This window comes from Argonema antarcticum A004/B2 (assembly GCF_023333585.1).
GTDB lineage: Bacteria > Cyanobacteriota > Cyanobacteriia > Cyanobacteriales > Aerosakkonemataceae > Argonema > Argonema antarcticum.
The window spans coordinates 19,012-32,174 of sequence record NZ_JAIQZN010000069.1 but is presented as its reverse complement, the minus strand read 5'-3'; the positions used below and the strand labels follow the sequence as shown (position 1 = coordinate 32,174).

The window sequence follows — 13,163 nt, the reverse complement described above, 5'->3', positions numbered from 1 at the left end:
TGACTAATGACTAATGACTAATGACTAATGACTAATGACTAATGACTAATGACTAATGACTAATGACTAATGACTAATGACTAAGTTTAAACCCGCCCAGCTACTTTAGGAAAAGTTAGGTAGCTTGCGGCGGGTTATCAGGTTTCCAGTTAATTGGAACGAATTACAACGAGATATTTCCAAAGAGAAGGTGCTTTAATAAAGTGGACTTGACTCGCAACCGACCGGAATCTTACTTCTACATCACCTCCGTCAATTTAGACAGCGATTTTTGCTCTGCGTTCTAATATCAAAATTAATTCTAGGTGAACGCAATGAACTTTTCTTCGATGAATTTTACGCCGGTCATGCGTTGCGTTTGGATTGGAGCGGGAGGGCACTGGCTCGCATCCTGTGAATTTTGTTTGAAGATTTTCTTGCTTGGTGCCTTACTGTTTAAAGTAGCATCTGTTTCCCAGTTCTGTCTTGGTAATTAACTAAAGTTTATATTGCTTTATTTTTTGAAATATAGCAACCGCCAGGGCGATTAGGGCAACTCCAACTGTGACCTTTAGTCCATAATCCCTTACAGAGTAACCTTTTTCCTCTTCCCTAGCCCCTAGTTCCTAGCTATAGTACCCAACTCTAATTCATTTTGAAATCTCCTGGCACAAAAAAGAGCCCCCGATCGATTTGAGGGGGCTGAAAACCACGAAGACCATTAGGAAGCAATTGTCACGCCAGATCCAAAATTTGAAGTTTATTGACCTGAACCACCAGTACCGCCGGTGGCAGAACCGCTACCGGATGTGGAACCACCAGTACCGCCGGTGGCAGAACCGCTACCAGTCGTGGAAGTATCTGTGCTACCAGTGGCAGAACCGCTACCGGATGTGGAAGTATCTGTGCTACCAGTGGCAGAACCGCTACCGGATGTGGTATCGGTTTGACCTAGCGAACCTGGAGTTGTAGAGTTATTATTTCGGCTTTGCGGTTGAGCGGGTGTAGACTGCGAAGGGAGTTGTCGATCGCGCGACTCAGTTTGCGATCGAGATTCATCCCGCGAACCTTGAGGCGTAGAGGTATTGTCCTGGCGTTGTTGCACAGAACTGGGCGGCACAGTAATGTTAACGTTTGGGGCTGGTGCTGGAGAAGATGGGGGTTGTTGAATGGTAATATTCGGTTGTGGTGATGGAGAAGCCTGTGTTTGGGGAATCGGAACTAATTGTGGAACTCTCTCGATCGTTCTTTCCCGTTGTATGATAGTTCTTTCAGGCGCAGGACTTGGTGATTGAGTCGCTCTAGGTACGGGTACAGGTACGATCGTAGTTGCAGGTGTAGGTGCAGGCTCATTATTTTGCTGGTTGAGGAAGTAGTAAAGGCCAGCGCCGAGACCCACAAGAGACGTAAGGATAATGCCTAACAGCAAGCCGCGAGAAGCATTATTGTTATCGCGAACAACTTGATTATCTTCTAAGTGGCGATGTTCGGCAATTCGACCGTGAGTGTAGCCGTCCCGATACTGTTCAGGTGTACCGGCGTTGCGAACAGTTTCAGAGTTTTGCGTTTCTTTGGCATGAGTGTTTCCGTCACTGTCTTTATAAAATTCACGCTCAGAAGTTGTGCGATTATTTTGGTCAGGCATGGCTTTTGATGGAACTCCCTAGAGGAATAAATAAACAAACAGATCAATCTACTGCATCTGCCTAAGAAGCCGATTTGAACAGCGACTTATAAGCTCTATAAATTAAGCAGGATTGAACTTTCTTATCCTGTAAAACTACAATAACCTCTACCCTCAAGTTGCTGGCTCTATCCGCAGTGATGATTGTCCTTCCCCCAAAAGGTTGAGTTTTGACGGGAGTTCGCCTTTGACAAAAAGCCACAAGTTATGCTGGGTAACACTTTAGGCGATGTTCCCAGAGGAAGCCTGACAACTTCTGTATATTTGATGTTGTATCCCAAACCCGCTCTTGCCAAAGTGCTTCTAGATAACTCAGAATTGCTCAAACAGGTGTGGCAGGCGATCGATTGCCTACGGGGGGGGATGAAAGCGATCGCATTTCTGATGAGGCGCTGATGGGTGGGGGTCGCGTGTATGGGGGTGGGTTGTACAAGCTAGAGCAGAAATATCTGGGTAATTGCAATATTAACGTTGAGCTTGAACTAGCTGCTGCTTAACCACTTCGATAGGAGACTTATCAATAAAATAAGCAATTGCAGCCCGCCCAAGAGCTTCTGTTCCTAAAGCAGCAGTTCCACCAGCAATGTAATTTCCCATACCAGGCAAAGAGGTTGCCAGCAAAGTAGAAAACCCCTCAATTCCAACGTTAAAACCAGCAGTAAATCCAATAGCTAACACAAAGTCTGAAAAAGTTTTCCATGATAATTCTCTTCCAGAAACAAAGATAATACTGCAAATCATACAAGAGCGAATGAACCCTACACAGGGCATACTGAATAGCATCATAGCAAAACCAGCGATACCAGATAATGCAGATGCTAGTCTAATGACACTGGTAGCCATTTTTTTTTGAAATTCTGGAACTTTTGCCAAACGTGCGAAGTAAAGTTTAGCTTCTTTAGGCAATTCTTCCAATAGAATATGAACAAGATAATCAATTTGCCATCGGTGATCCCCTTCTTCATTTATAGTTCCATCCTCATAATATTCAGCATAGGCCACTATTGGAATGACATCTAAGAGCTTATTACGAAGATACTCTCTTGATTCCAGATGACGTTTTAAAACCTTAACTCCTTCATCTATGTTGACCTTTTTCTTCCGATCATCTATTGGCTTCTTAGGAGGATCTAATTCATCACATTGGGTGATTACACCTAAAATATGTAAATCGCGAGAATGAATTTTTTCAATACTTTTAAGCAAGTTTTCAAATATATCAAGATCGCCCTGAATTGCTGCATCTAATTCCTTAGCTTTGCACAGAAAGAGAGTAGCATCTGGACACTTCTCTCGAACTGAATTTAGGATACTTTCGATTGTGGTTACAGCCTCATCTTTTTCTACAGGTTTGCTTCCTTCTTGAATACCGCGTGTATCCAGAATTTCAATTTTATTACCATTTAAATGGTAGGGGAACCATAGAGATTCCCCAGTTTGCGCCCTCACTGGCCCGATCTTCGCTACCCGATGACCGAATATAGCATTAATCAACGTTGACTTTCCTGCACCACGTCTACCAACAAGCATAAAACGGGGTGGACGCTTATTTTTAACTAGACGGAGAAAATCCTCTAAATCTTCCTTCACTTCTTTGGTGAGAAAAGGAGGGAAACGAGAAAGTTGCTCAAGGTAGTTCTCGATCTGATGTGCAAAACTGTCCTCATCGGATTTGTTAGTGGTAGTCATACATTAGTGTGGGGAAAAGCTGTTGTTTGCCATATTTTAGTATTTTTCTCTTTTAATGTCAAATACATTTCCACCTTTTTCATTCCCATACCCGCTGAAGGTCATAGGCATCAAAAGCCACATCGCGACTAATCAAAACAAGGGAATGATTCATCGCCTGTGCGACCAGAATGCGATCGAACGGATCTCGATGATGTAGGGGTAAGTTAAGATAGCGCTCTGTATCAGAGAATGTGATGGGCAAAACCTCTATTTTTAGTTGTTGTGACACTTCCTCTAACTCAGAGAATGAGTTTTGTAAGCTAAGTTTTCCTAAACCAAGCTTAATTGAAATTTCCCATAAGCTGGCGATACTCAACCAGAGAGTGTTACTTGGATCTTCAATAATTTCTGCTGCTTTAGAACTTAATTCTTTACTGTCTTGCAAGTACCAGAGAAAAGTATGAGTATCTAGTAGAATATTCATGTTTACATATAATCCTTTAAATCTTCGAGAGGTTCATCAAAATCATCAGACATCCAGATTTTACCTTTCCAAATTCCCAGTCCGCCTCGCTTGGCAGCTTTTTCCGTTTGAGAAGTGTCTTGTGTGTATCGGGTTACAAGAAATTCTGTATAGTCAAGGACTGCCTGTTTGACAGGTTCAGGCAATTTTTCGACATTTTTTAAAATAGCAGTTTCTATCATCATTTTTTACTCTCTTTTAAATTTGAGACAAACTAGATAAAAGCATGATTATCCAATAGTAATCTATTCATATCAAGTCCGGTAGCAACAGACTTGTATATGTTGTCTGATTGTAGGGGCGGGTAATGCCCTAGAGATTGTCTGAACGATCGAAGGGTTATCTGCCAAACCCGCCCCGCCGCACCTCCAAAACATGAAGCCGATATTCCTCAGATTAAGGTAAAAGCGCCCTCCAAGTACTGCCCCCAACAATTCCATCGGGGTTAAGCCGATAATTCCGCTGTGCCGCTTTGACGGCGATTTCCGTATCCGAGCCGAAAATACCGTCCACATTGCCAGTGAAAAATCCTGTTGCTTGCAGCCGCTTTTGCAACCAAAACACGGCTGGGCCGCGCATTCCCAGCTTTAAAGTTGGTAAATCGGTTCCTGGGGGCTCAGCGGCGGTAGCAGGACTGGCGTTAGTTGGCGATTCTGGAGAACTGGCAGATGGGGGAGACGACGGTTTGGGTGGCGTCAGCGGAAACAGACGTTCCCACGTTGCTGTGCCGACAATGCCATCGACATTTAAGCCAGCAGCTCGCTGAAACCGGGAAACTGCGATCGCAGTACTCTCGCTGTAAGTGCCATCCACAGATCCACTGTAATATCCCAACAGTTTAAGCGCAGCTTGCAGTTCCGACACCGCAACTCCCTGGCTACCGCTTTTTAGGATCGGTCGGACTAGGGACTGCGGGCCTTTGACTTCAGACTCTAGACGGCTGACTCCCTGGCTGAGTGCGGGTTGGATTTGCTGCCAACTTAACAAGGAAATAGCAAACAGAAACGAGTAAAAACGTGACTTCAATCGATTTTGGATTTTGGATTTTGGATTTTGGATTAACCCCCAGAAAGTTGAGAAGGGGATGAAAGTCGTGGGTTTAAGACCTTTTTGGTTTTCAGTCATCGGTCATCGGTTATGAGAATACAGCCCTTTTCAGGTGAGTGATACGCATCGGTTAGCTAAAAAACTCTTGTTCTTATTCTTATCTGTGTTTATCTGTGTTCATCTGTCTTCATCTGTGGTAAAAATCTAACCAACGATGAAAACAGACAATTTGACGATATCACTCATGTACTAACGATGCAACCGAACGCGATATGAAGTACAAAGAAACCCAGTTTCTCTTATGTACCTCATGCAACTGAAAACCGATCGCAAATTAATTTTGCGATCCCTGTTCTACCAGCCCATCGACAGCATATCCTGGCCCAACTAAGGACACATAGGGCTCAACAAAGTATCGACAAGCCACATCCATCGCTGCTTCGGCTGTTACAGCCGTAATAGCTTCGGGGAAAATGGTATCAAACTCAATCCCCAGTCCTAAGATTTCGTACCAAGCAAACACCTGGGCAATTTGAGCGTTGGTTTGTTTACCCAAAGCGTACTGACCCAGCAGCTTATTCTTAGCGGCTTGAAATTCTTCTGGTTCAAGGGGTATTTTACACAAACGATCGACTTCCGATCGCAAACCCTCTAAAGCGATCGCAGTATTTTCGGGAGCCGTACCCAGGTAAACTGCAAATTGCGATCGATCCAACCTTGTAGGGTAGAAAGCAGAAACCTCATAAGCCAAGCCCCGCTTTTCGCGCAATTCCACAAACAAGCGACTGGAAAGACCGTTACCCAAGTAAGTGTTGAGCAACTTCAAAGCCATATAATCGGGACTTCCTACCGATGCGCCCAGATACCCCAGCATCACAATCGATTGCTGGGTTTGCTGGCGGGTTACCGTGGGGTGAGGAAAAGGGATAATCGTGGGTAGATTCAGCGTCGGTAAAGGCGTTGTTGGTGCTTCCCAGTCGCCCAACACTTGCTCGATTTGAGCTAGAGCATCTTCTGGTGCGATGCGGCCTACGACACTGATTACTATATTGTCTGGGCGGAAGTAACTGTGATGATACTCCTGCAAATCAGTACGAGTGAGGTTTGATACTGTGGCTTCAGTCCCCAGACCGGACATCGAATATGGATGATTTTGATACATCGCTTGCCGCAGCTGCTCAAAAGCGATCGTAAATGGCTGTTCCTGTTGCGATCGAATTGCCTGTAAAGCCATGCGGCGTTCTAGTTCCACTTCCGCTTCTGGAAAAGTAGGCATTCGCAGCAACTGTCCTGCCAATTCCAGCATTTCAGGAAAATCTGCTGAAACCGTTTTCATACTCACTAAAAAATAATCCGCAGCGGCGTCTGCACCCAAACCAGCCCCCAACGACTCCACGCGATCGGCAATTTCTGAGGAACTGAGTTTAGAGGTTCCCTTGGTGAGTACAGCTGCCAGCAAATGTGCCACACCAGCTTGCGACTTTAGTTCGCAGCGACTACCGGCACGCAAAAAAATGCGAGTAGCAATAATATCGGCAGCGGGATTTTCTACTGCGATTACTACAATGCCGTTCTTTAATACAGTTCTCTTAATACTTTGATTAACGTAATCTTGCATTCTGGTGATTAGTCATTGGTCATTGGTAAATTTTAGATTTTCGATTTCAAATTTATTTCCAATTTACGATTTGAAATCTGAAATCTGAAATCTTAAATCGGTCATTAGTCATTTGGTTTCAAGATGGTAACGGCATACCGCTCTGGAGAGAGATACTGTTGCGCTAGCTGCTGGAGGTCTAGGGCCTGGAATCCTTGAATCTGCTGCGGATAGGTGACCGCTATTTCCGCCTCAGCGATCGTATTGTAGTAGCCATACAGTCCAGCCAACTGCCCCGGCGATTCTGTAGAAAACGCATAATCATTACACAGCAAGCGTTTGCTACGCTTCAGTTCTGCCTCTGACATCGGTGACGAGTGCAGTTCGGCGAGACTAGAGCAAATCAGCCCCTCCACTATCTGCAAATATTGCGGTTCCAACCAGGCGCTAATCGTAAATAAACTCGACTCCTGCTGTAGCGAAAAACTGCTGCTAACGTTACTTACCAATTGTTCTTCTTCCCGCAATTGCTTCACCAGTCGAGAACTGCGCCCATCTCCCAACAGCGCCGATATCAAGTCCAATCCATAACCGCTGCGTAGTTCTTCCACCCCTGGGCCTGCCCAAGCCATCATCAAACGAGCTTGCTTGATGCTGGGCAAACAAAGTTCCTGGCGGCGAATTTCTCTCAGAGGTGTAGCGATTTTTGTCGCCAATTGGCGACAATCAGACCTAGTGGCAAACTGCTGAAATGACTGCTCCACCATATCCAGAGCTGATTCTCGGTCTACTCCCCCCACAATTACCACAGTCATATTTTCTGGTTGGTAATGGCAAGAATGAAACGATCGCATCTCCTCCGGCGAATGGTTTAGCAAGTGCATCTCCGTACCCAGCACCGGACGACCGTAAGGGTGGCACTCATAAACGCTCTCCATCAGCGCTTGGAAGCCCAACCAATCGGGATTGTCCTGGGCTTGACGAATTTCCTCAAGCACGACATCCCGTTCCCGGCTAAATTCATCTGCTGGAATCGAGGCATTCAATAGCAGTTCCGCCAAGTATGGCAAAGTATCTGCCAAATACGGCACCGCTGTAGTGATAAAAAAGTGAGCATAATCGTGGCTTGTGGCGGCATTCGTCACACCTCCCCGATTTTCCACAATTTGGTCAAACACGCCTGGAAGCACTTGGTCGGTGCCTTTGAAGATCATGTGTTCCAAAAAGTGGGCCATACCAGACCATTCATTCGGTTCTCGTATAGCACCCGCCCGCACCCAGACATCCACCACTGCTACCGGAGTAGCCGATATGTACTGATGGATAACAGTCAATCCATTCTCTAGCCTGAATACATCAGCTGGGAACTCTGACACCTTCGGCAGTTGAGACAAAACACTTAATCTCAAACCCGCATCCCACTCGTTTTCAATTATGTTAGCGCTTCTTGTCCAACTTATCGCTAGGGACTAGGGACTCTCTTGCTAGGGGCGAGCGTTGAGGGAAGAGAGAAAAGGGTGACGGAGTAAGAGTTGGAGTTGTTCTAACCGACGAGAGCGGTTGCTATATTTGGAATCAAGAAATACAGATAGCAGTTTTAAGTACACTCCAGAAACCCGGTTTCTCCAAGAAACCGGGTTTCTCTGTAGCTCACTTCACCGCAGCCGCCTTATATTACATACAAAAATCCCCCTGTCTGCTTGACAGGGGGATTTTATTCTTTAAAGGTATTCCGCAACGCCGTCTTACCTCAGTTTTTGACCTGGAAAAATCCAGGTGGGTACTCTAGGCTATAGCTTAAAAGTTTCCGGGTACAAGCCCGGTCTACTGCTGCTCAAACCTTTTGGTTCCCTTTAGAAAAGGCATAGTCAAAAAACATTATTGGCAGTCACCAACGCCGCAGAACAACCTGCTTCATATTCTAGCGTACAGATCGAGAACCGTACCAGATCGATTCAAGAGTTTGTGCCACTGCTTGTGCTTCAGACTTGGTTGCCCCATCCAAAAGAACGGTAACGTGGCCGAGTTTGCGACCGGGGCGAGATTCGCTTTTACCGTACCAGTGGACGTGAGAGTTGGGCAATTGGGCTAGCTGTTGCCGTTTGGCGAGGTAATCGTTGTGGGAATATTCGTAACCCAATAGATTCACCATGACTGCTGCATCGCACTTTAGGGCTGGATTGCCCAAGGGTAGGTCGCAAACGGCTCGCAGATGTTGCTCAAATTGGGAGGTATAACTGGCATCAAGGGTGAAGTGACCGGAGTTGTGGGTGCGGGGTGCGATTTCATTGACCAATACTTTGCCAGTAGGGGTCAGAAATAGTTCGATGCCAAATACTCCGACAGCTTGTAGGCTATTGAGTAGGGTATGAGCGATCGCTTCAATCTGTCCGGTTACTGCTGGGTCGAGTTCTGCTGGCACCAGCACCCGCCGACAAACCTGTTCTTCCTGTTGGGTTTCTACGACAGGATAAAGCGCCATCTCGCCTGCACTGGAACGAGCGGCAATTACCGCCAGTTCCCGTTCAAAGGGGATAAATTCTTCTAGCAATACGGGGGTATGTCCGAGTCCCTGCAAAGTCGCTTCCAGGGCTTCCCGGTCTTTGATGATGAAAGTCCCCTGACCATCGTAGCCGTGCCGTCGCACCTTTAATACTGCCGGAAATGAAATTGGATATTCTCCCCCACTCCCCCGCTCCCCCACTCCCCCACTCCCCCACTCCTCAAGGGCGACAAATTTCGGTACTGGTAAACCCAAATCCCTTAAATAGCAGCGTTGGTCGTATTTATCCAGTAGGGGAGCTAACGCCTCTAGCCTGGGACGAAACAAAACGCCTTGCTCTTGTAGGGGCATTAGAGCGACCAGGTTGATAAACTCATTCTCAAATGCGATCGCATCGCAGCGAGTTGCTAGCTCAGCTGTAGCCGCAGAATCATCCACAGGTGCAAAAATGGTGAAGGCTGCAAATGCAACAGCTGGATCGGTGGCATGGGGCGTTTGAATAACTAACTCAACTCCCAACGCCTTTGCTGCACCCGCCATCATCCAAGCTAGCTGTCCTCCCCCAATCACCCCAACTCGCTTAATATTGTTCATTGCTAATAGTCATTAGTCATCCGTCATCGGTCATCGTCTATATTCTTATTATGAAACAAATTTGGATCGTTATATTTAGCCTTATTTTACGCCTAATAGTAAGACCGATTTCTGCTTTAACGGGTAGAGGAGCAGGAAAATTCGTCACCCTACTACCCAAAAGACAAACCTATCTTGTCAATAAGTATTGCGGTAAATATAAATTTAAAGTTGATACAACATATCCTATAGAAGCTTCTGTTTGGCTCGGCGGCGTGTACGATGTTGTCACAACAAACTTTTTCCGCAAGGCTATCCGTGCAGATGATGTCTTTTTGGATATTGGTGCAAATTGCGGTCTACTCACCTTAGTAGCTGCCAGTTTAATCAATCATGGTAAGATTTATGCTTTTGAACCAGCACAAACTATCCGTTCTCGTCTGCAAGCAAACATAGAGTTAAATCCCAAACTGGAAAATCTCGTCAAAGTTGTACCGTTCGGATTAGGATTAGCCAAAGGCCAACTTTTTTATCACGAAGACCAAGAATATAGAGGAAATGGAGCTTTACAGGCAATTTCTGGCATTCCGGTAGATGTAATTTCTCTAGATGAGTGGGTATTACTCGAAAACATAGACAAAATAGATGCGATCAAAATCGATGTTGAAGGCATGGAATATGATGTTTTAGTTGGCGGTAAGGCAGTACTGGAGAAATATCATCCGTTAGTTTATTTTGAAACTCTGCCAATTTTCTTTAAGTATACTCCTCATAACATTAGAACCATATACGAATTTCTTGCCAACTTCGGTTACCGGATAGTTAGCCCTACATATCCCTACGATGAAATCCCATTTGATGGGCCTTATCCGGCTAATTCAGTGGCGATTTATCCAAGTCAAGCAGACAGATTGGGGTAGTGGAACTATAAAATATAGCTAGGGGCTCTCTTGCTAGGGGCTAGGGTAAAAAGGGTTTAGAATCAAGGTTTTCAAGAATTAAGAATGTCTTAACCGCCCTGGCGGTTGCTATAGCTTTAGATTGTAGCTAAAAGTTTTGAGGCTGGCTAAGTCTGCCATTACATCCGCAGCGCGGAATGAAATTCAATCATTTTTTAACTGAAGGGGTTTCTAATTGGTCAATTCTCCACTCTTTAGCTTGTCGAACAAACGCCATTTTAAGGGGGATTTCACGCCCAGTACTTGTAATCAGCTTTATGTCGAGTAGGTGTCTATTATCTTCCACTTTAGGGATTGACATAGTACTTCGTTTGTACTGTTTTATTTTGTTATTCTTGATGAATTTTATCAATTGCTGCTTTGAGGTTTTAGTACGGAAGTTTTCAGTAGTGAGTTGATAGGCTTGGTCAATTTTCTCCTCACTAATTAAGGTAAAAAATTCTGTGATAGCTTGGGGTAGTCCTTTAGTTAAGCTAAAGATGCGGAAGGCGAGGAATGCCCAAATTATGGCTACAATAACCACAATGGTGGCGGTGCCAATTCCCAGGTAGGTTAAAAAGGGTTGATAGGATTCCACGGCGATCTCCTTAATTGATACTCCTGTCAGCGATATGTTTGACTTGCACTTTTCCGGTTAATAGGTCGTGCATCAGTCCTTGTTTTTGAAGTTTGAGCTTTTCGAGATAGGTTTCTTCTGTGCATCTGCGAGTAAAATAGCTTCTTGGTAATCGAAGCGGATTTGGTATGATTCTCTGGTGTAGGGGCAATTCATGAATTGCCCCTACATCTTTAGCAAATATTTAGGTAATCCATATAAGTCTGGGAATTACCTGCAACCAAGAGAATCGCGAGTCACCACGCCTGTTTTAGAATTGACACCGCTTGCTTGTTGGCATAATTGTCTGATTTGGGCTCCATCTAGTAGGGCATCGGTGAAGTCTGCACCAGTAATATTAACACGATTAATAATAGAGCGCAGTAAAATTGCTTGGACTAAAACGGCATCGCTTAAATCGGCATCGGTAAGGATAGCTTGATCCACCATTGCGTTAGTCAAGTCTGCTGCGTGCAAATTTGCGCCAGTCATGATAGAGGCGCTAAAAACGGCTCCACGTAAGTCAGCATTGGCAAAGTTCGTCCATTCTAAATTGGCGCTGGAAAACTCAGCTACCCGCAGGGTTTGACCGGAGAAATCTTTTCCTGTCAGTGCGGCATTGGTAAAAGACAGGGGAGGAGGATATTTTAGTGCTTGCGCTGGTAAGGCAGAACAGCAGAGAATAAGAGCGAATAGGAATGCAGCCAGTTGCCGGAAAATCATAAAAAAGTGGTTTGATTAGTTGATTTTAAAGGCTATATTTCAGATTACTGCATTCTGCTGCCAATGACAGAGATAGCGGGAAAAATGATACGCCTCTGCACTTGACGATATTTTTGGCGAATCTAATGTAGGGTGGGCAATACTTTTGTGAGGTTACAAGCAGGCACAGCTTTTGAATCTGCGAGCGCAAATTATGATTATACTCCTTTAGGGGGTATTTATCTGGTTAAAAAATTATAGCATTTCGGGGAAGAAAAGCTAGTATTAGTTGAATCTCGCTAAGCAAGGTAACAACATCATTGTTGTGCTTTAAATTTAAGAGATATCATGCCTTTCGCAGGTTATAAAAATTACTATTGTTAACTCTGACTATAGACCTATGTGCTGGGTTGATGGCTGCGATAAAGTTATGAATAGATAGAAAAACAGAAATGGTTACAGAGTTAGCAAAAGTTGCCAGAAGGAGTAAGAACTTATGACTGCTAAATTTGTGAAAAAAAGTGTGCTGTCCGTTGGCTTTATCTCTGCAATTTCCGCAATTCCATTTTTGGCAGGACTGCCTGGGAATGCTCAGACTGCTTCGCCTCAAATGAATAATTCGCCAAGTCAAATAAATGGGCAACCAAGTCAAATCGATCCATCACCAAGTCAGATCGATCAGCCGCTAAATCAACCTTCTCAAAATACCGCCCCCACGCCATCTAACGGCTTGGGCGGCACTTCTGCCAACCAAGCGCCAGTTTTAAGCTTGGGGAGTCGGGGAGAATCAGTTAGACAGGTTCAGACTTTATTGCAACAACAGGGATTATACAATGGCCTGATCGATGGGATCTATGGGCTTCAGACGCGCAATGCTGTTGTAGCATTTCAACGGTCTAGAAACTTGATCGCTGATGGCATTATTGGGAGTAGCACTTGGACTGTAATGCTGAATTCACCAAATCAAGCATCCGCCTTTTAGATTATTAAGTAGGTGGGCGTAAATAAACTGAATACCCAGAAACCGGGTTTCGCAGGAGTTACCCGGTTTCTAAGGGCGAGGCAGTTTTAGGTTTAATTATGGCCACCTACTTACGGGCTAGAAATGGGGAGATTGGCAGGTTGAGAATTACAACCAAAAGTCAACATTTCATAACCACCAATCGCCAATTCCAAAATAAAAAGTTTTCCCAATAGGCGTAGAGTGTCTTTAAAATATACCCAGGCAGGAAAGTCCATTCGCTTTTGTGCTATTTTGCGGGGATAAACCTGATAGGGAAATAACCCTATCGGGTTTAAAACTTTTATATACTACTCTCAGATATAGTTA

Annotated in this window: 13 protein-coding genes and 1 other RNA gene; 3 read left to right on the top strand and 11 right to left on the bottom strand. The window is 44.8% G+C overall.

Annotated elements, in window-relative coordinates; all coding sequences use genetic code 11:
- Positions 1-739: 739 nt before the first annotated feature.
- Entirely contained in the window at positions 740-1,624 is an 885-nt protein-coding gene (locus LAY57_RS24775) for a hypothetical protein (RefSeq protein WP_249069771.1), read from the bottom strand.
- A 246-nt stretch (positions 1,625-1,870) separates the two neighbouring features.
- Between LAY57_RS24775 and LAY57_RS24770 the strand changes: the two genes are divergently transcribed.
- Complete coding sequence (locus LAY57_RS24770) at positions 1,871-2,059, top strand: hypothetical protein (protein WP_249069770.1); 189 nt, start codon at positions 1,871-1,873, stop codon at positions 2,057-2,059.
- A 69-nt stretch (positions 2,060-2,128) separates the two neighbouring features.
- On the opposite strand, the gene LAY57_RS24765 is transcribed toward LAY57_RS24770, so the two are convergent.
- The 8 genes from LAY57_RS24765 to LAY57_RS24730 form a co-directional block, all read right to left on the bottom strand.
- Complete coding sequence (locus tag LAY57_RS24765; RefSeq protein WP_249069769.1) at positions 2,129-3,352, bottom strand: GTPase family protein; 1,224 nt, start codon at positions 3,350-3,352, stop codon at positions 2,129-2,131.
- 79 nt (positions 3,353-3,431) lie between these two features.
- Positions 3,432-3,818, bottom strand: coding sequence for a type II toxin-antitoxin system VapC family toxin (locus LAY57_RS24760; RefSeq protein WP_249069768.1), 387 nt, complete (start codon positions 3,816-3,818; stop codon positions 3,432-3,434).
- Positions 3,819-3,820: 2 nt separating this feature from the next.
- A complete protein-coding gene (gene vapB, locus LAY57_RS24755) occupies positions 3,821-4,042 on the bottom strand; it encodes a type II toxin-antitoxin system VapB family antitoxin (protein ID WP_249069767.1) in 222 nt (73 codons plus the stop codon).
- Between the two features lie 211 nt (positions 4,043-4,253).
- Entirely contained in the window at positions 4,254-4,982 is a 729-nt protein-coding gene (locus LAY57_RS24750) for a peptidoglycan-binding domain-containing protein (RefSeq protein WP_249069766.1), read from the bottom strand.
- A 256-nt stretch (positions 4,983-5,238) separates the two neighbouring features.
- Positions 5,239-6,522 (bottom strand): M16 family metallopeptidase, encoded by a 1,284-nt coding sequence (locus LAY57_RS24745; protein ID WP_249069765.1) that lies wholly within the window; start codon positions 6,520-6,522, stop codon positions 5,239-5,241.
- Positions 6,523-6,626: 104 nt separating this feature from the next.
- Entirely contained in the window at positions 6,627-7,895 is a 1,269-nt protein-coding gene (locus LAY57_RS24740) for a M16 family metallopeptidase (RefSeq protein WP_249069776.1), read from the bottom strand.
- A gap of 331 nt (positions 7,896-8,226) precedes the next feature.
- A non-coding RNA gene (gene ssrS, locus LAY57_RS24735) (6S RNA) lies at positions 8,227-8,410 on the bottom strand.
- Positions 8,411-8,422: 12 nt separating this feature from the next.
- On the bottom strand, positions 8,423-9,598 hold the full coding sequence (locus tag LAY57_RS24730) for a 5-(carboxyamino)imidazole ribonucleotide synthase (RefSeq protein ID WP_249069764.1): 1,176 nt from the start codon (positions 9,596-9,598) through the stop codon (positions 8,423-8,425).
- A gap of 50 nt (positions 9,599-9,648) precedes the next feature.
- Here LAY57_RS24730 and LAY57_RS24725 point away from each other — a divergent pair, with 50 nt between their 5' ends.
- Positions 9,649-10,497 (top strand): FkbM family methyltransferase, encoded by an 849-nt coding sequence (locus tag LAY57_RS24725; protein ID WP_249069763.1) that lies wholly within the window; start codon positions 9,649-9,651, stop codon positions 10,495-10,497.
- 187 nt (positions 10,498-10,684) lie between these two features.
- Here LAY57_RS24725 and LAY57_RS24720 read toward each other — a convergent pair whose 3' ends face one another.
- The gene (locus tag LAY57_RS24720; protein ID WP_249069762.1) at positions 10,685-11,113 is read right to left on the bottom strand and encodes a hypothetical protein; all 429 of its coding nucleotides are present in this window, start codon (positions 11,111-11,113) and stop codon (positions 10,685-10,687) included.
- 249 nt (positions 11,114-11,362) lie between these two features.
- Positions 11,363-11,854, bottom strand: coding sequence for a pentapeptide repeat-containing protein (locus LAY57_RS24715; RefSeq protein WP_249069761.1), 492 nt, complete (start codon positions 11,852-11,854; stop codon positions 11,363-11,365).
- Between the two features lie 475 nt (positions 11,855-12,329).
- On the opposite strand from LAY57_RS24715, the gene LAY57_RS24710 reads away from it, so the two are divergent.
- Positions 12,330-12,815: a peptidoglycan-binding domain-containing protein gene (locus LAY57_RS24710; RefSeq protein WP_249069760.1), complete on the top strand. Its 486-nt coding sequence runs from the start codon at positions 12,330-12,332 to the stop codon at positions 12,813-12,815.
- The last annotated feature ends 348 nt before the right edge of the window (positions 12,816-13,163 follow it).